The sequence below is a fragment of the Streptomyces sp. NPDC048415 genome (assembly GCF_040651675.1).
In the GTDB taxonomy this organism is placed as follows: Bacteria; Actinomycetota; Actinomycetes; order Streptomycetales; family Streptomycetaceae; genus Streptomyces.
The window spans coordinates 53,857-71,221 of the sequence record NZ_JBEZKJ010000026.1 but is presented as its reverse complement, the minus strand read 5'-3'; the positions used below and the strand labels follow the sequence as shown (position 1 = coordinate 71,221).

At 70.8% G+C, this 17,365-nt stretch carries 15 protein-coding genes, 1 pseudogene and 1 riboswitch; of the genes and pseudogenes, 8 read left to right on the top strand and 8 right to left on the bottom strand.

The annotated features are described in order from the left end of the window. The first annotated feature begins 142 nt into the window (after nucleotides 1-142). Together AB0D27_RS19385 and AB0D27_RS19380 are read left to right on the top strand one after the other, a co-directional pair. Entirely contained in the window at nucleotides 143-1,600 is a 1,458-nt protein-coding gene (locus tag AB0D27_RS19385; RefSeq protein ID WP_362509844.1) for an aldehyde dehydrogenase, read from the top strand. Nucleotides 1,601-1,602: 2 nt separating this feature from the next. Continuing rightward, the gene (locus AB0D27_RS19380) at nucleotides 1,603-1,836 is read left to right on the top strand and encodes a ferredoxin (protein ID WP_362509916.1); all 234 of its coding nucleotides are present in this window, start codon (nucleotides 1,603-1,605) and stop codon (nucleotides 1,834-1,836) included. A 61-nt stretch (nucleotides 1,837-1,897) separates the two neighbouring features. Continuing rightward, nucleotides 1,898-2,073: riboswitch (TPP riboswitch) on the top strand. On the opposite strand, the gene AB0D27_RS19375 is transcribed toward AB0D27_RS19380, so the two are convergent. After that, nucleotides 2,073-2,708 carry a TetR family transcriptional regulator gene (locus AB0D27_RS19375; RefSeq protein ID WP_362509841.1) on the bottom strand — a complete coding sequence of 212 codons (636 nt, stop codon included), beginning with the start codon at nucleotides 2,706-2,708 and terminating at the stop codon, nucleotides 2,073-2,075. It overlaps the preceding riboswitch by 1 nt. A 184-nt stretch (nucleotides 2,709-2,892) precedes the next feature. Here AB0D27_RS19375 and AB0D27_RS19370 point away from each other — a divergent pair, with 184 nt between their 5' ends. The 3 genes from AB0D27_RS19370 to AB0D27_RS19360 are packed head-to-tail and all read left to right on the top strand — an operon-like array spanning nucleotide 2,893 to nucleotide 6,526. Then, nucleotides 2,893-4,719, top strand: coding sequence for a glycosyltransferase (locus AB0D27_RS19370; protein ID WP_362509838.1), 1,827 nt, complete (start codon nucleotides 2,893-2,895; stop codon nucleotides 4,717-4,719). Further along, nucleotides 4,713-5,459: a class I SAM-dependent methyltransferase gene (locus AB0D27_RS19365; protein WP_362509835.1), complete on the top strand. Its 747-nt coding sequence runs from the start codon at nucleotides 4,713-4,715 to the stop codon at nucleotides 5,457-5,459. The genes AB0D27_RS19370 and AB0D27_RS19365 overlap by 7 nt, the downstream gene beginning before the upstream one ends. Next, a complete protein-coding gene (locus AB0D27_RS19360) occupies nucleotides 5,456-6,526 on the top strand; it encodes a prenyltransferase (RefSeq protein ID WP_362509832.1) in 1,071 nt (356 codons plus the stop codon). The genes AB0D27_RS19365 and AB0D27_RS19360 overlap by 4 nt, the downstream gene beginning before the upstream one ends. A 15-nt stretch (nucleotides 6,527-6,541) precedes the next feature. Here AB0D27_RS19360 and AB0D27_RS19355 read toward each other — a convergent pair whose 3' ends face one another. Then, the gene (locus AB0D27_RS19355) at nucleotides 6,542-6,832 is read right to left on the bottom strand and encodes a hypothetical protein (protein WP_362509829.1); all 291 of its coding nucleotides are present in this window, start codon (nucleotides 6,830-6,832) and stop codon (nucleotides 6,542-6,544) included. 174 nt (nucleotides 6,833-7,006) lie between these two features. Between AB0D27_RS19355 and AB0D27_RS19350 the strand changes: the two genes are divergently transcribed. After that, a complete protein-coding gene (locus tag AB0D27_RS19350; RefSeq protein ID WP_362509826.1) occupies nucleotides 7,007-7,561 on the top strand; it encodes a hypothetical protein in 555 nt (184 codons plus the stop codon). Here the strand turns inward: AB0D27_RS19350 and AB0D27_RS19345 are convergent. From AB0D27_RS19345 to AB0D27_RS19325, 5 genes are all read right to left on the bottom strand, one after another. Then, a complete protein-coding gene (locus AB0D27_RS19345) occupies nucleotides 7,558-8,568 on the bottom strand; it encodes an LLM class F420-dependent oxidoreductase (RefSeq protein ID WP_362509823.1) in 1,011 nt (336 codons plus the stop codon). The two genes, AB0D27_RS19350 and AB0D27_RS19345, sit on opposite strands and share 4 nt — an antisense overlap. A 104-nt stretch (nucleotides 8,569-8,672) precedes the next feature. After that, the gene (locus AB0D27_RS19340; protein ID WP_362509820.1) at nucleotides 8,673-9,506 is read right to left on the bottom strand and encodes a hypothetical protein; all 834 of its coding nucleotides are present in this window, start codon (nucleotides 9,504-9,506) and stop codon (nucleotides 8,673-8,675) included. A gap of 172 nt (nucleotides 9,507-9,678) precedes the next feature. Continuing rightward, nucleotides 9,679-10,638, bottom strand: a complete 960-nt coding sequence (locus tag AB0D27_RS19335) for an N-acetylmuramoyl-L-alanine amidase (protein WP_362509818.1) — start codon at nucleotides 10,636-10,638, stop codon at nucleotides 9,679-9,681. 22 nt (nucleotides 10,639-10,660) lie between these two features. Beyond that, a complete protein-coding gene (locus tag AB0D27_RS19330; RefSeq protein WP_362509815.1) occupies nucleotides 10,661-11,311 on the bottom strand; it encodes a class I SAM-dependent methyltransferase in 651 nt (216 codons plus the stop codon). A gap of 249 nt (nucleotides 11,312-11,560) precedes the next feature. Next, on the bottom strand, nucleotides 11,561-13,300 hold the full coding sequence (locus AB0D27_RS19325; RefSeq protein WP_362509812.1) for an MFS transporter: 1,740 nt from the start codon (nucleotides 13,298-13,300) through the stop codon (nucleotides 11,561-11,563). A 213-nt stretch (nucleotides 13,301-13,513) separates the two neighbouring features. On the opposite strand from AB0D27_RS19325, the gene AB0D27_RS19320 reads away from it, so the two are divergent. Further along, nucleotides 13,514-15,676, top strand: coding sequence for an acyl-CoA dehydrogenase (locus tag AB0D27_RS19320; protein WP_362509809.1), 2,163 nt, complete (start codon nucleotides 13,514-13,516; stop codon nucleotides 15,674-15,676). Nucleotides 15,677-15,683: 7 nt separating this feature from the next. Further along, on the top strand, nucleotides 15,684-16,904 hold the full coding sequence (locus tag AB0D27_RS19315) for a lipid-transfer protein (protein WP_362509806.1): 1,221 nt from the start codon (nucleotides 15,684-15,686) through the stop codon (nucleotides 16,902-16,904). Here the strand turns inward: AB0D27_RS19315 and AB0D27_RS19310 are convergent. After that, nucleotides 16,870-17,280, bottom strand: a pseudogene (locus AB0D27_RS19310) (helix-turn-helix domain-containing protein); the annotation flags it as partial. The gene AB0D27_RS19315 and the pseudogene AB0D27_RS19310 overlap by 35 nt on opposite strands. Nucleotides 17,281-17,365: the final 85 nt, after the last annotated feature.

Sequence of the window (17,365 nt, the reverse complement as noted above, 5' to 3'; positions counted from 1 at the left end):
TATAACTAGAACAGGTTTCGATGGGAGCCCAAGTCGACCTTTCTCCGGACGGGTCCGGCCCGTGGACTCATCCGACGGGAACTGGTATCAGTTCTCGTATCTGATGCAGCGTCAGAGAATGCTTCCGGGGAGGCAGTCGGCCATGACCGAGCTCGTGGAACACGGACAGCTGTTCATAGGCGGGGAGTTGACGGACCCCCTGGGCAAGGACGTCATCGAGGTGATCTCGCCGCACACGGAAGAGGTCATCGGGCGGGTGCCGCACGCCTCCACGGCGGACGTCGACCGGGCGGTCGCCGCCGCGCGCGAGGCGTTCGACGACGGCCCCTGGCCGCGCATGAGCCTCGACGAGCGGATCGAGGTCGTCACCCGGATCAAGGACGCGATCGCCGTACGGCACGAGGAGATCGCCCGCGTCATCTCCTGCGAGAACGGCTCCCCGTACTCCTGGAGCGTCCTCGCGCAGGCCCTCGGCGCGATGATGGTGTGGGATGCGGCGATCACGGTCGCGCGGAACTACACGTACGAGGAGACGCGCGACGGAGTCCTCGGCAAGATCCTCGTCCGCCGGGAGCCGGTGGGCGTCGTCGCGGCCGTGGTGCCGTGGAACGTCCCGCAGTTCGTGGCGGCGGCCAAGCTCGCGCCCGCCCTGCTGACCGGCTGCACCGTCATACTGAAACCGTCGCCCGAATCGCCCCTGGACGCCTACCTGCTCGGCGAGATCGCGCGGGAGGCCGGATTGCCGGAGGGTGTGCTGTCGATCCTCCCGGCCGGCCGCGAGGTCAGCGAGTACCTGGTCGGGCACCCCGGCATCGACAAGGTCTCCTTCACCGGCTCGGTCGCGGCCGGCAAACGCGTGATGGAGGTCGCGTCCCGCCATCTCACCCGCGTGACCTTGGAGCTGGGCGGCAAGTCGGCGGCCGTGGTCCTGCCGGACGCGGACCTCGACACGTCCGTCCCCTCAATCGTCTCGGCGGCCTGGATGAACAACGGGCAGGCCTGTGTAGCGCAGACCCGCATCCTTCTGCCGCACTCGCGCTACGACGAGTTCGCGGACGCCTTCGCGGCGGCGGCGAGCGCGCTGGTCGTCGGCGACCCGCTCGACCCGGCGACCCAGGTGGGCCCGCTGGTCGCCGAGCGGCAGCAGCAGCGCAACCTCGACTACATACGGATCGGCCAGGAGGAGGGCGCCAAGATCCTTACGGGCGGCGGGCGTCCGCGCGGCCTCGACCGGGGCTGGTACGTCGAGCCGACCCTCTTCGGCGACGTCGACAACTCCATGCGGATCGCGCGGGAGGAGATCTTCGGCCCGGTGATCTGTCTGCTCCCCTACGGCGACGAGACCGAGGCCGTAAAGATCGCCAACGACTCCGACTACGGGCTGAGCGGAAGCGTCTGGACGGCGGACGTCGCGCACGGCATCGACGTCGCCCGGCAGGTCCGTACCGGCACCTACTCCGTCAACACCTTCAGCCTCGACATGCTCGGCCCCTTCGGCGGCTACAAGAACTCCGGCCTTGGGCGGGAGTTCGGGCCCGAGGGCTACGGCGAGTTCCTCGAGCACAAGATGATCCATCTGCCGGCCGGCTGGGAGGCGTGAGCATGGGCGACCGCTGGCAGGTCGAGGTCGACCGGTCCGTCTGCATCGGCTCCGCCCAGTGCGTCCACCACGCCCCGGACGCCTTCCGCCTCGACACCGGCATGCAGTCCCACCCCGTCGAACCGGGGACCGACGCCAACGAGAAGATCCTCGAGGCGGCGGAGGGCTGCCCGGTGGAGGCCATCATGATCACGCTGCTGGAGAGCGGGGAACCGGTGTTTCCGCCCGAGGATTGAAAAAAAATCCTCTTTGGGGGGTTCTGTCTGGCGCTGGACGTTCTATTCTGTAATTGGCCTACGAGACGAGTGAGGGAGTTCGACCGGAGTAGCCGACTTTGGCGAGACGCATCAGCATCCGCTGAGGCCGACATCGACGGTAGAGCTGAGAGGCCGGACGGCAGCAGTAAGGCCAGAAGGCGACCCCCAGTACCTGATCCGGACAATGCCGGCGAAGGGAACCCGCCTCGTAGGTCCTAGTCGTGTTTCTCCGGCTCCGTCAGGTCGATCAGGCGGCACACCGTCTCGATGTCGATCTTGACCTGGGCGATGGACGCGCGACCGGAGAGCCAGGTGATCAGGGCCGAGTGCCAGGTGTGCTCGATGACGCGGACGGCGGAGAGCTGAGCCGGGGTGGGCTCGTCGAGACCCATCGCGTCCAGGATGATCACCGTGGTCTGCCGGGAGACCTGGTCGACCTCGGGGCTGACGCTGCGGTCCGCGAAGGTGAGCGCGCGGACCATGGCGTCGGCGAGGTGCGGCTCGCGCTGCAGGGCACGGAACGCCCGCATCAAGGTCTCCGCCACCCGCTCCGCCGCCGTGTCCCCGGCCGGCGGCTTCTTGCGCAGGGTGCCGTGCATATGCTCCAACTGGTCCTGCATCGTGGCGACCAGCAGGTGGACCTTCGAGGGGAAGTAGCGGTACAGCGTGCCCAGGGCGACCTGTGACGACTCCGCGACCTCGCGCATCTGGACGGCGTCGAAACCGCCCCGGCTCGCCAGCTGCGCGCTCGCGTGCAGGATCCGGCGGCGGCGCGCCTCCTGGCGCTCGGTGAGCGGGGGCGACACCGATGACGTCGACCGGGCAGTGTCCACCTTGGCTTCCGCAGGCATAAGTCCCGTTCCGTGACGTTCGGCCCGACTGCTTCGTCGTGGCGTGAATCACCTGATCCACCGCTCACAGCGGCGCTACCTGCCGGTAGATTCAGTGCTCCTTGAACGATCAAGTCTGAAACTTGTTCTAGATTAGCGTCCCGGCGTAATCTCGCGGGAAAGTGCAGGGAGAAGGGGGCCGTAAGTGACCGCTGAGGCCATGGAGGCGGGCCCCGGGGAGGGTGCGGCCGCCGACGACGACCGGCCCCTGCGCATCGCGCTCCTCACGTACAAGGGAAACCCGTTCTGCGGCGGTCAGGGCGTGTACGTACGGCATCTCTCGCGCGAGCTGGCCCGGCTCGGCCACCACGTCGAGGTCATCGGCTCCCAGCCCTACCCCGTGCTCGACGAAGGTCTTCCCGAGCTGAGCCACAACCTCAGCCTCACGGAGCTGCCCAGCCTCGATCTGTACCGCCAGCCCGACCCCTTTCGCACCCCGAAGCGCGAGGAGTTCCGCGACTGGGTCGACGCGCTCGAGGTCGGCACGATGTGGACCGGGGGCTTTCCCGAGCCGCTGACCTTCTCGCTGCGCGCCCGCCGCCATCTGCGGGCCCGCCGCGGCGAGTTCGACGTCATCCACGACAACCAGACCCTCGGCTACGGCCTGCTGGGCGACGTGGGCGCGCCCCTCGTCACCACCATCCACCACCCCATCACCGTCGACCGGCAGCTGGAACTGGACGCCGCCGAGGGCTGGAAGCGCCGCGCGTCCGTCCGCCGCTGGTACGCGTTCACGCGCATGCAGAAGCGCGTCGCGCGCCGGCTGCCGTCCGTGCTCACCGTCTCCGGTACCTCGCGCCAGGAGATCGTCGACCACCTCGGCGTACGCGACGAGCGCATCCACGTCGTCCACATCGGCGCGGACACCGACCTTTTCTCGCCGGATCCGGCGATCCGGCAGGTGCCGGGCCGGATCGTCACTACCTCCAGCGCGGACGTGCCGCTCAAGGGGCTGGTCTTCCTCGTCGAGGCGCTCGCGAAGGTGCGCACCGAGCACCCCGGCGCGCATCTCGTCGTCGTCGGCAGGCGTGCCGAGGACGGGCCGGTCGCCCAGGCCATCGAGCGGTACGGGCTCGAAGGCGCCGTCGAGTTCGTCAAGGGCATCTCCGACGCCGAACTCGTCGACCTCGTGCGCTCGGCCGAAGTCGCCTGCGTGCCCTCCCTGTACGAGGGGTTCTCGCTGCCCGCCGCCGAGGCGATGGCCACGGGGACGCCGCTCGTGGCCACGACTGGCGGGGCGATCCCGGAAGTCGCCGGGCCCGACGGTCAGACCTGCCTGGCGGTGCCGCCCGGCGACGCCGGTTCGCTGGCCGCTGGGCTGAGCCGGCTCCTAGGTGACCCGGAACTCCGGGCGCGGCTCGGCTCCGCCGGGCGCGCGCGCGTACTGGAGCGCTTCACCTGGGCCCGGGCCGCCGAGGGAACGGTGGCCCGCTACCGCGAGGCGATGACCTGCTCCGGGCGCACCGACCCTCGCCACTCCGCAGCCGCAACAGCCACCCCCGCGGCGGCAGCCTCCGGCCGCTCCGCGAGCTCCGCAGACGTCGCCCCCGCGGCCACGGCCTCCGGCCGCTCCGCGAGCCCGGCAGGCGTCGTCTCGGCGGCCTCGGCTTCCGGCGGCTTCACGGGTCCGGCAGGCGTCGCCTCGGCGGCCACGGCTCCCGGCGGCTTCGGGAGCTCCGCAGGCGTCGTCTCGGCGGCCTCGGCTTCCGGCGGCTTCGCGGGCCCGGCAGGCGTCGTCTCGGCGGCCACGGCTTCCGGCGGCTTCGCGGGCGCCGCAGACGTCGCCCCCGCGGCGGCTCCCGGCCGTTCCGACGTCACGGCTCCCGGCCGCTCCGACGTCACGCCTCCCGGCCGTTCCGGAGGCGCCGCGGACGTCACCTCCCCGGCGGGCACCACCCCCGCCCCCCAGGATTTCGCCCCGGCGACGGGCGCCACCCCCACCTCCGACCGCGAAAGCAGGGCCACGTGCTGACCGTCGACTTCTCCCGGTTCCCGCTCGCCCCGGGCGACCGCGTACTGGACCTCGGCTGCGGTGCCGGCCGGCACGCGTTCGAGTGTTACCGGCGCGGCGCGCAGGTCGTGGCGCTGGACCAGAACGGGGAGGAGATCCGCGAGGTCGCCAAGTGGTTCGCGGCGATGAAGGAGGCCGGCGAGGCGCCCGCCGGGGCCACCGCGACGGCCATGGAGGGCGACGCCCTCGCGCTGCCCTTCCCCGACGAGTCCTTCGACGTCGTGATCATCTCCGAGGTGATGGAACACATCCCGGACGACAAGGGCGTACTCGCGGAGATGGTCCGGGTGCTCCGGCCGGGCGGCCGTATCGCGATCACCGTGCCGCGCTACGGACCGGAGAAGGTCTGCTGGACGCTGTCCGACGCCTACCACGAGGTCGAGGGCGGCCACATCCGCATCTACAAGGCGGACGAACTCCTGGCCAAGATCAGGGAAGCCGGGCTGAAGCCGTACGGCACCCACCACGCGCACGGGCTGCACTCGCCGTACTGGTGGCTGAAGTGCGCGTTCGGCGTCGACAACGACAAGGCGCTGCCCGTGCGGGCGTACCACAAGCTGCTGGTCTGGGACATCATGAAGAAGCCGCTGGCCACGCGAGTCGCCGAGCAGGCGCTGAACCCCCTGATCGGCAAGAGCTTCGTGGCGTACGCGACCAAGCCGCACCGGCCCGTCGACGCCGCCACGGTGGCCGCTTCGTGACGACGCCCCGGACAGAACACCTCGTCCTGCCCGGGGTCCTCACCGCCGAGCAGGCCGCCGCCACGGTGCGCGGGATCCTCGGGGTGCAGCGGCCGGACGGGGCCATTCCGTGGTTCCGGGGGCACCATCTCGACCCGTGGGACCACACCGAGGCCGCGATGGCGCTCGACGCGGCGGGGGAGCACGAGGCGGCGGAGCGCGCGTACGAGTGGCTGGCGCGGCACCAGAACGCGGACGGCTCCTGGTACGCGGCGTACGCCGACGGGGACTTCGCCGACGTCACCGATCGCGGACGCGAGACTAACTTCTGCGCGTACATAGCGGTCGGCGTCTGGCACCACTACCTGGCCACCGGCGACGACACGTTCCTGGACAGCATGTGGCCGGCCGTCTACGCGGCCGTGGAGTTCGTGCTCGGGCTCCAGCAGCCCGGCGGGCAGATCGGCTGGAAGCGCGAGGACGACGGCACGCCGGTCGACGACGCGCTGCTGACCGGGAGTTCGTCGATCCATCACGCGTTGCGCTGCGCGCTCGCGATCGCCGAGCAGCGTGAAGAGCCGCAGCCCGACTGGGAGTTGGCGGTCGGCGCCCTGCGGCACGCGATCCGGCGCCACCCCGAGCGGTTCCTCGACAAGGACCGCTACTCGATGGACTGGTACTACCCGGTACTCGGCGGCGCGTTGACCGGAGCGGAGGCCAAGTCCCGGATCGAGGAGGGCTGGGACCGCTTCGTGGTCCCCGGCATCGGTGTGCGCTGCGTGGTCCCCAACCCATGGGTGACCGGCGGCGAATCGGCCGAACTCGCCCTCGCCCTGTGGGCGGTGGGCGAGTCCGACCGCGCCCTGGAGATCCTCCAGTCCATCCAGCACCTGCGCGATCCGAAGACCGGCCTGTACTGGACGGGGTACGTCTTCGAGGACCAGGCCGTCTGGCCCGAGGAACTCACCAGCTGGACCGCCGGCTCGCTCCTGCTGGCCGTCGCCGCGCTGGGCGGCGACGAGCCCACCTGCGCGGTCTTCGGCGGCGAACGCCTCCCGACCGGCCTGGACCCCGACTGCTGCGACTAGGACCCGTCCGGTGGGTCAGTGGCGGTGGATGCGGTTCGCGATCGCGTGGCCCACGAAGAGGTACACGACGGCCGCGAGGCCGTAGCCCGCGACGACCCGCGCCCAGGCCTTGTCGAAGGTGAACAGATCGCGGGACCAGCCGGCCAGCCAGGCTGCCGCGTCATGGACGAACTGCACCAGGTCGTTGGCGCGGTTGGCGTCCAGCAGATACATCAGGATCCACAGACCGAGGATGACGGCCATGATGTCCGCGACGATCGCGATGACCGTCCCCGCCTGATTACCGTTGCGATATCGAGGGGACATGCCCTGCGGGTTGCCCGACTGGCGTGGGTGAAACCCGAACGGGTTCGCTCAAGTGGCGCAGTCGCGGGGCACGGGTGAGGCTGCCGGGAGAGCCGTGTTCTCCCGGGACCAGGGAGAACCGTTGGGCCAGAACCGTTGGCCCAGGGAGACCCGTTCCCGTCCCCGGAGGACCCCGTGCCCGTACCGATACGGCGCCTGATCGTGGCGCTCACCCTCTCCTGCGCCCTGCTCGCCGGGGCCACCGCGTGCGGCGGTGACGGCACCACGCGGGACACCGCAGCCGTGGCCGCGACCGCCACCCCGACCAGCTCCAGCTCCATCGAGAAGCAGAAGCTCGCCAAGACCCGCTTCGTGGCGAACGCGGGGCTCGCGGCGGGAGCCACCTACCAGTGGATCGTCAAGCCCTGGAAGGCCGGCAAGTTCAAGAAGGGCGCGAAGGGCCGGACCCTCGCGCTGGCCAAGGCAGGGCTTGCCGGCACCTTTGCCTACAACCGCCTGAAGGCCGCGTCCAGGAACGCCCAGGGCGACCCCACGCTCTCCAGGGCCGTCGCCCCGCTCACCGCGGGCATCGACGGCCTCAAGAATCTGCCGTCCAAGCTGCGCAAGGGCGACGACTCGGCGGCGAGCTCCTTCGACGACGTCATCACCAAGGTGAAGGGCGCCGGCAAGAGCGCGGGCGCCGAGGTCAAGGACCAGGTGCCGTCGGCATCCCAGCTCCAGGCCGGCTAGGAGTTGAGCTCTGCGAGGACCCGTAGCGTGTGGGGGTCCGGGGACAGGACCAGCAGGTCGGTCACCGGACCCTTGCGCCACAACTCCAGCCGTTCGGCGATGCGTTCACGCGGTCCGACGAGGGAGATCTCGTCGGCGAAGGCGTCGGGGACGGCGAGGACGGCCTCCTCGCGGCGACCGGCGAGGAACAGCTCCTGGACATGGCGGGCCTCCTCCTCGAAGCCCATGCGGGCCATCAGATCGGCGTGGAAGTTGCGCGCCGCGTGCCCCATCCCGCCGATGTAGAAGCCGAGCATCGCCTTGACGGGCAGCAGCCCTTCGGCGACGTCGTCGCAGACGCGGGCGCGGGCCATGGGGGCGATGAGGAAGCCGTCGCGCAGGTCGCTGAGCGAGGCCTCGTACACCTGGGGGCGCGTCGGCGACCAGTACAGCGGCAGCCAGCCGTCCGCGATCCGGGCCGTCTGCGCGATGTTCTTGGGGCCCTCCGCGCCGAGCAGGACGGGCAGTTCGGGGCGCAGGGGATGAGTGATCGGCTTCAGGGGCTTTCCGAGGCCCGTGCCGTCGGCGCCACGGTACGGGTGGGAGTGGAAGCGTCCGTCCAGCTCAACAGGCGCCTCACGCCTCAGAACTTGGCGTACGACATTCACGTACTCCCGGGTCGCGGTCAGCGGCGATTTCGGGAACGGGCGCCCGTACCAGCCCTCGACGACCTGCGGGCCGGACAGACCGAGGCCGAGCATCATGCGCCCGCCCGAGAGGTGGTCGAGGGTCAGCGCGTGCATCGCGGTGGTGGTGGGGGAGCGGGCGGCCATCTGCGCGACGGCCGTGCCGAGTCGGATGCGCGAGGTGTGCGCGGCGATCCAGGTGAGCGGGGTGAAGGCGTCGGAGCCCCAGGACTCGGCGGTCCACACGGAGTGGTAGCCGAGCCGCTCCGCCTCCTGGGCGAGCGGCAGATGGTCCGCCGAGGGGCCGCGACCCCAGTAGCCGAGTGCGAGACCGAGCCGCATGCCGCCTCCACATTTCTGACGGGCCGTCAGTCAACGGGTGCTGCGACTGTACGACAACGGCCCCCCGCCCGGAAGGGCGAGAGGCCGTCGGTGAGGAGTGGAGCTCAGCCGCGCTGGATCCCGGACGAGTCCTGCAGAACGCCACGACGGCCGTCCTGCGTCTGCGCCACCAGCGTCGCACCACGCTGCTCGACGGCCAAGTACCAGGTACCCGGCGCCAGTTCGGCGATCGGCGTCGGCGAACCGTCCTCCGCGAACAGCGGACGCGGCACCGGCACGGCGAACCAGAACGGCGAGAAGTCACCGGCGGGCTGCTGCGCCTGCGGCACGTCGGCCTTCTGCGGCTGCGGCTGCGGCTGCGGCTGGGACTGCGGCTGACCGTACGGCTGCGCCTGCTGCGGCTGGGCGCCGTAGGGCTGGCCCGGCTGGGCACCCGGGTAGCCGTAACCACCCTGCGGCTGGGCGCCGTAGGGCTGGGGGGCGATGGGCCTGGGGGCACCGACGAGGGCGGCGCCCAGGGCCGGGACGAGCGGGGTGGCGATCGCGGCGCCGGCCAGAACCAGGGCGGCGATCAGGCCGAGGATCAGACCGGAGCCCGCGCCGACGTTCGAGCTGCCGAAGCTGTCGCTGAACGCGCCCAGCGGATCGATGATGGTCCAGAACGAGGTCCACAGGGCGAAGAGCGTCAGGGCCACCCCGAGCTGGCCGAGGTCGAGCCCGATGACCTTGCGCGGCTGTGGGAGCGCGCGGGCGACAACGATCAGGGACGCACCGACGATGCCGCCGATGTACATGCTCATCACAAGGCCCAGGTTGTCCCAGGCATTGAGGGAGTTGCTGCCCGACGGGTCGTATGTGCTGAGGAACGACGCGATGAAGAGCAACACCGCTGCTCCGATCACCACGCCGTCGCCTCGAGTGAGGGAGCGGATATTCACTTCAGGTCCTTCGTCAGTCGTCTCGTCATCGGTGGAGGCGTCGCTGTCACCGTGTCGCCGTCATGGTGTCGCCGTCAGGCCTCGGTGTGAAGCGCGGGGGTGGCCCCTCATCGTAGGGACGACACTATCGCCCGCTCGATCAGGGTGTCCGCCGGGTTGGATCCGGTGATCGCTACCCGTGCAGGAAACTCACGATTCCCTCAGAGATCCCACGCGCCGCCTTCTGCCGCCACGCGCCGCTGGTCAGCAACGCCGCGTCCTTGCTATCGCGCATGTTGCCGCACTCGATGAACACCTTCGCAACCGTTGACAGATTGAGACCACCGAGATCCTTTCGGACCACCAGTCCGGTGCCGTCACCGACGTAGTTGGAGGGCGCGCTGCCCGTCTCGCGGACGAACAGGCCTGCGATGCGCTCGCCCAGATCGCGGGACGGGGAGACGATCGGGCGGGTGTCGGCGGCGCCCGCGTGGACGGACGCCGGGAGGATCACGTGGAAGCCGCGGTTGCCGGCGGCCGAGCCGTCCGCGTGGACGGAGACGACGGCGTCGGCGTGCGCCGCGTTGCCGATCCGGGCCCGCTCGTCGACGCAGGGGCCCCAGGAACGGTCGCCATCCTGGGTGAACTTCACCGTGGCGCCCTGCTGTTGCAGAATCGTCCGCATCCGGCGCGCGACATCGAGCGTGAACTGGGCTTCTGTGTAACCCCCGTTGGTCGACGTGCCCGTCGTGTCGCACTCCTTCCAGTTCGTGCCGATGTTCACCTTGCGGTTGATCTCGGCGGCGTGCTGGAAGTTGCCGGGGTTGTGCCCCGGGTCGATGACGATCACCTTGCCCTTGAGGGGGCCGGTGGCGGCGGGGCGGGACGCGGAGGGCGTGGGGCTGCTGGGGCTGGGGGACGTACGCGGCTTGCCGTCGTCCGTGGGGGACGTGCTCGGGCTGCCGGGCGCGGAGGACGACGACGGTGCCCCCGCGCTCTTGGCCCCACCCCCCGACCCGTTCCCGTCCACCGCCTGCCATACCAGCCACCCGGCCAGCGCCCCCGGCACCAGCGCGGCAACCGCGACGACAAGCGGCCCACGCCGGGAACGGCGCGGCCGCGGAGGATCGAAGTCAGGGCCTACGTACGACACGTCTGCGACTCTAACCGTGCCGTCAGATCCCCGCTCCCGTTCGCCGCAGCACGCGCAGCGAGTCGTTCACCGTGACCTCGGTGAACGCGCCGGACTCCAGGGCCCTGAGGTAGACGCGGTACGGGGCCTGGCCGGTGAACTCGTCGGCCGGGTTCGGGAAGACGTCGTGGATGACGAGGAGGCCGCCGTCGGCGACGTGCGGGGCCCAGCCCTCGTAGTCGGCGTTCGCGTGCTCGTCCGTGTGGCCGCCGTCGATGAAGACGAGGCCGAGGGGGGTCTGCCAGAAGGCGGCGATCTGCGGCGAGCGGCCGACCAACGCGACCACGTGGTCCTCCAGGCCCGCCCGGTGGAGTGTGCGGCGGAAGGTGGGCAACGTGTCCATCCGGCCGATCTCCGGGTCGACCGTGGACGGGTCGTGGTACTCCCAGCCCGGCTGCTGCTCTTCGCTGCCCCGGTGATGGTCCACCGTGATCGCCGTCACGCCCGCCTCGCGTGCCGCGTCGGCGAGCAGGATCGTGGAGCGGCCGCAGTATGTGCCCACCTCGAGGAGCGGCAGCCCGAGCCGCCCGGCCTCGACGGCGGCCTCGTAGAGCGCGAGCCCCTCGCCCACGGGCATGAACCCCTTCGCGGCCTCGAAGGCGGCGAGAGTCTCCGGCTTGGGTGCCGCGGGCATGGGGTTCCTCCAGGGGTGGACTTCTACGTATCTGTGCGCGGGACACATGGTGGCATGGCGCCTCGCACGTCTGTCCCGGCGGCTTCACCTCTGTTCCGGCGGCTTGAGCTCAACCTCGGTTGAGGTCGGAAGGTGATCGTCGACTGGGGGGGCATTGGGCACACCGCCGCCGGCCCGGTTTCTGTAAATACGCGAAGGAATACGCGAACACCCCCGCCGCGTGGGCGACGGGGGTGTGCACAGGTCACGTCAGGCCGGAACCGTCTCGCCCGGCAGGGCCAGGTTGACCTCGATCGGACGGTCGTCGCCGGCGTGGGTGGCCGACGAGGCGAGCGGGCCGTGACCGGTGGCCTTGGCGGCGAGGACGTACGGGCCCTGGGCGGGGACGGCGAGCGCGTAGCTGCCGTCCTCGCCGGAGAGGGTGGCGCCCGCCTGGCGGCCGCGCCGGTCGATCAGCGTGACCTTGGCACGGGCGACCGGGTCGCCGTCGGCGTTCATGACCCGGCCGCGGAATCCGCCGAGTATCTCGTGCGCCCGCTCCAGCGCTGCGTCCTCCTCGCTGCTGGCGCGCAGCTGCGGCTTGGTCGCCTGGCGCCGGCCGGGCAGGAAGAGGGCCATGAGCAGGCCGACCGCCACCGCGCCCGTGGCGATCAGGAAGGAGACGTGGAAGCCGTGCATGGTCGGGATCGCCACGCCGCCGATGTGGTTCGCCGTGTTGGCGAGGACCATGCCGATGACGGCGCTGGACACCGACGTACCGATGGAGCGCATCAGGGTGTTGAGGCCGTTGGCCGCGCCCGTCTCCGACGCCGGGACGGAGCCGACGATCAGCGCGGGGAGCGAGGAGTACGCGAGGCCGATGCCCGCGCCGAGGACGACCGAGGTCACGATGGTCTGCCAGGCGGCGTTCATCATGCCGAGGCCGGCGCCGTAGCCGATCGCGATGATCATCATGCCGAGGATCAGGGTGACCTTGGGGCCGTACTTGGCCGACAGACGGGCGTAGACCGGCGCGGTGAACATCATCGTCAGGCCGAGCGGCGCCACGCACAGGCCCGCGACGACCATCGACTGACCGAGGCCGTAACCGGTGGCCTTCGGCAGCTGGAGCAACTGGGGCAGGACGAGGGAGACGACGTAGAAGGAGACGCCGACCATGATCGAGGCGAGGTTGGTGAAGAGCACCGCGGGCCGGGCTGTGGTGCGCAGGTCCACCAGCGGAGCCTTGATGCGCAGCTCCATCACGCCCCACAGCAGGAGCACGGCGGCCGACGCGCCGAACAGGCCGAGCGTGGTGGCCGAGCTCCAGCCCCAGTCGCTGCCCTTGGTGATCGGCAGCAGGAAGAGGACGAGGCCCACGGACAGACCTATCGCGCCCAGCACGTCGAAGGTGCCCTCGGCGCGCATCGGGGATTCCGGCACGACGAGGAGGGTGAGAAGGATCGACAGGACGCCGAGGCCGGCGGCGCCGTAGAAGAGGGCGTGCCAGTTCGCGTGCTGCGCGACCAGGGCCGCGGCGGGCAGCGCGAGGCCACCGCCGACGCCGATCGAGGAGCTCATCAGGGCCATCGCGGAGCCGAGCTTCTCGCGGGGCAGCATGTCGCGCATCAGGCCGATGCCGAGCGGGATCGCGCCCATCGCGAAGCCCTGGAGCGTGCGGCCCACGATCATCGGCAGCAGCGTGCTGGTCAGCGCGCTGACCAGGGCGCCGACCACCATCACGGCGAGGCTGGTGAGCAGCATGCGGCGCTTGCCGAAGAGGTCGCCGAGGCGCCCCATGATCGGCGTGGCCACGGCTCCCGAGAGCAGGGTCGAGGTCAGAACCCAGGTGGCGTTGCTGGGCGCGGTGCTCAGCAGCGTCGGCAGGTCCTTGATGACCGGGACGAGCAGGGTCTGCATCACCGCGACAACGATGCCCGCGAAGGCGAGCACCGGCACGGTCGCGCCGCTCGGCCTCCGCATGGGCTGGTCGGTCGTCGTGTGCGTCATTGCGTGGGGCCTCCAGGCCGAAGGGGGAGAGGGAGTGGCGATCCGTGCGGGATACCGGCGGGATACGTGCAAGGAGAACCCGGTGTGCCCGGGCAACTATTCCGATGCTTTGGCGTACTAACGAATTCTTGACCTTCTCATGAGGATCTGACCTACCGTCAGAATGGAACGTGTTCTAGTCTGGCGCGCACCTTGGGCCTTGGGGAGGCGCGCATGGGTATGGCGATCACACCGGAGCAACGGCAACTGGCCGAGGCCGTACGCGGCTGGATCGCGCGGGCCGTGCCGCCCGAGGAGATCCGCAAACTGCTCGACGCGCCCGCGAGCGGCAGACCGTCCTCTTGGGACCCACTCGGCGGGCAGGGGCTGCTCGCCGTGCATCTTCCCGAGGCGTACGGCGGTGGCGGCGGCGACCTCGTCGACCTCGCCGTCGTCGTGGAGGAGGCCGCGCGGGCTGCGTTACCCGGGCCGTACATGGCGAGCGTGCTGGCGTCGGTGGTCTTGGCGGGCGCGGGGGACGCGCAGGGCTCGGAGCGTCTCGTGCGGGCCCTGGGGTGCGGGGAGCGCGTCGGGGCGGTGGCGTTGGGCGCGGGCTCCCTGACCGCCGTCGCGGCGGACGCCGGGTACGTGCTCGACGGGACCGCGCCGCCCGTGCTGTCCGGCGCCGACGCGGATCTGCTGATCCTGGCGGCGGAATCGGCCGGAGGCGCCGTGTGGCTGGCCGTGGACGCCGCCGACCTCCTCGTACGGCCGCACGAGAGCGCCGATCCGACGCGGGCGTGCGCCGAGGTCCGGGCGGACGGGGTGCGGGTCCCCGCCGATCGCGTCCTCACCGTCGACTCGACCACGGTCCGCGATCTCGCCGCCGTCGTGTTCGCCGCGGACGCCTGCGGCACCGCCACGTGGGCGCTGGAGACCGCCTCGGAGTACGCCAAGGTCCGCGAACAGTTCGGCCGCCCCATCGGCCACTTCCAAGGCGTGAAGCACCTGTGCGCCGACATGCTCGTACGGCTGGAGCAGGCGCGGGCGCTCACATGGGACGCGGCCCGGGCGATACAAGAGGGGGATGCGGCAAAGGAGTTGGTGTCCGCGCTGGCGGCCGGTACCGCGCTCGACGCCGCCTGCTCCTGTGCCAAGGACTGCGTCCAGATCCTCGGCGGGATCGGCTTCACCTGGGAGCACGACGCCCATCTGTATCTGCGCCGGGCGGTGGTGGCGCGCCAGTTGCTCGGGGCCGGCGCCGGGCACCTGCGGCGGGCGGCCCGGCTCGCGCGGGACGGCGTACGGCGGGAGCTGCGCCTTCAGCTGCCCGAGGAGGCGTCCGCGCACCGGGCGCGGGCCCGGGAGGTGATCGAAGGAGCCCGCGGCCTCGATCCGGCGGCCGTACGGCGCCTGCTGGCGCCCACGGGTTACGCCGCCCCGCACCTGCCCCCGCCCCACGGTCTCGGTGCGGGACCCGTCCACCAGCTGGTCATACAGCAGGAGTTGGCGGCGGCGGGCGTAAGGCTCAGTGATCTCGGGATCGCCACGTGGGTCGTGCCGTCCCTGATCGCGTACGGAACCGACCGGCAGAAGGATCGCTGTCTGCTGCCCACCCTGCGCGGGGACCTGCTCTGGTGCCAGCTCTTCTCCGAGCCGGGCGCCGGATCAGACCTGGCCTCCCTGCGCACCCGCGCCGAGCGGACCGCCGACGGGCGCTGGCGGATCAACGGCCAGAAGGTGTGGACGAGTTCGGCGCAGTGGGCCGACTACGGGATCCTCCTCGCCCGGACGAATCCGGCGGCGCCCAAGCACAAGGGGCTCACGTACTTCGTCGTCGACATGAAGAACACGGAGGGCATCGACATCCGCCCTCTGAAGGAGATCACCGGGGACTCACTCTTCAACGAGGTGTACTTCGACGACGTACTGCTGCCCCCGGACGCGGTCGTCGGCGAGATCGACGACGGCTGGCGGGTCGCCCGCAACACGCTCGGCAACGAACGCGTGTACATGGCCGACCAGTTGACCTTCGACACGGATCTGGAGGCGCTGATCGCCCGGGCCGATGACCTCGACGGGGCGCGGCTGGGTGCTCTGCTCGCCGAAGCACACGCGCTGACCTGCATCGGGCTGCGCACGACCCTGCGGCAGGTGTCCGGTGTGGACCCGGGGGCGGGCGCCTCCGTACGCAAGCTCATACAGACCGCGCACCAGCAGAAGGTCGCCGAGCTGGGGCTCGAACTCCTCGGTCCGGCAGGTGCGTTGTGCGAGGGCGCGGGCGAGCGGGCCGTGCACGGTTTCCTGCTCTCCCGCTGTCTGACCATCGCGGGCGGCACCACCCAGGTTCAGCTCAATGTCGTCGCCGAGCGCATCCTCGGCCTGCCACGAGACTAGGAGTGCCATGAAGGCGTACGTCGTCGGCGTCGGGATGACCAAGTTCGAGAAGCCCGAGACACGGGAGTGGCAGTACTGGGACATGGTGCGGGAAGCGGGGACCAACGCGCTCGCGGACGCCGGGATTTCCTACGACCTCGTCGAGCAGGTCCCCGTCGGCTACTGCTTCCAGGCCTCCACCGCGGGCCAGCGCGCCGCCTACGAACTGGGCCTGACCGGCGTGCCCGTCTACAACGTCAACAACAACTGCGCCACGGGGGCAAGCGCGTTGATGCTGGCGCGGCAGTTCGTGGAGGGCGGGATCTCCGACTGCGTCCTGGCGTTGGGGTTCGAGAAGATGAAGAAGGGAGCGTTGGGGGGCGGGGCCGACGGTGGTGACTTCACGACGTCTCCCGTCGCCCGGCACTACGGCATCATGGCCGCCCGGCACGGCTTCGAGATGTCCCCGCCCACCGCGCAGATCTTCGGCGACGCGGCCCGCGAGCACATGGAGAGGTACGGGACGACCGAGGCCCAGTTGGCCGCCGTCGGCGCCAAGAACCACCGGCACTCGGCGCACAATCCGTACGCCCAGTTCCAGGACGTGTACTCCGTCGACGAGATCCTCGCCGCCCGGACCGTGCACCGGCCGCTGACCAAGCTCCAGTGCTCGCCGACCTCGGACGGAGCGGCCGCGGCAGTGGTCGTGTCGGAACGCTTCCTGGAGCAGCACGAGTTGGCGGACAAGGCCGTCGAGATCGTCGCCCAGGCGATGACCACCGACACCGAGGAGTCCTTCGCGACCGGCTCGTGCATCGACGTCGTCGGACAGCCGATGTCGCGGGAGGCCGCGCGTCAGGTGTACGAGCGGTCCGGACTCGGCATCGAGGACGTGGACGTCGTAGAACTGCACGACTGCTTCTCGGTCAACGAACTGCTCACGTACGAGGCGCTCGGTATGTGCGGGGAGGGGGAGTCCGGCAAGCTCGTCGAGTCGGGGGCGACGACGTACGGCGGACGATGGGTGGTGAACCCGTCGGGCGGACTGATCTCCAAGGGGCATCCGCTGGGAGCGACCGGGATCGCTCAAGTGGCGGAACTGGTGTGGCAGTTGAGGGGCGAGGCAGGGCACAGGCAGGCACCCGGCGCACGGGTCGGGCTGGCGCACAACATCGGGCTGGGCGGGGCGGCGGTGGTCACCCTGCTCCGGGCGGTCAGCCGGGTACGTCCATCCGCTGGGTCCCGATGACCGACAGCAGCCGCAGCGCCTCCTCGGCCGGGGAGCCGGGGTCGGCGGTGTAGATGACCACGCGCTGGTCCCGGTCGGTGATGTCCAGGACGTCGCAGTTGACGGTCGCGGGGCCGACCAGCGGGTGCTGGAGGGTCTTGCGCAGGGTGGGCTCGACGGACACGTCGTGCGAGGCCCACAGCTCGGCGAACTCCTCACTGCCGTCGAGGAGTTCACTCACCAGTGCGGTCAGCTCGGGATCGATACCGGCCAGCACCTCGCGGGACGGGCGGGGCGCGCGGGCCTGCTCGAGGCGCGTGTAGTACTCGGTCGAGATGTACGCCAGCTGCGCCGCCTCCTCCCGACGCAGGCCGGGGGTGCGGCGACGCGGCCCGGCGGATGCGGGCCTGAGGCCGTCAGCGGTTGAGGAGCTCCTAGGTCTGCCGGGGTGCGACGAAATTCCGGTGCAAGGACCGCTGGCC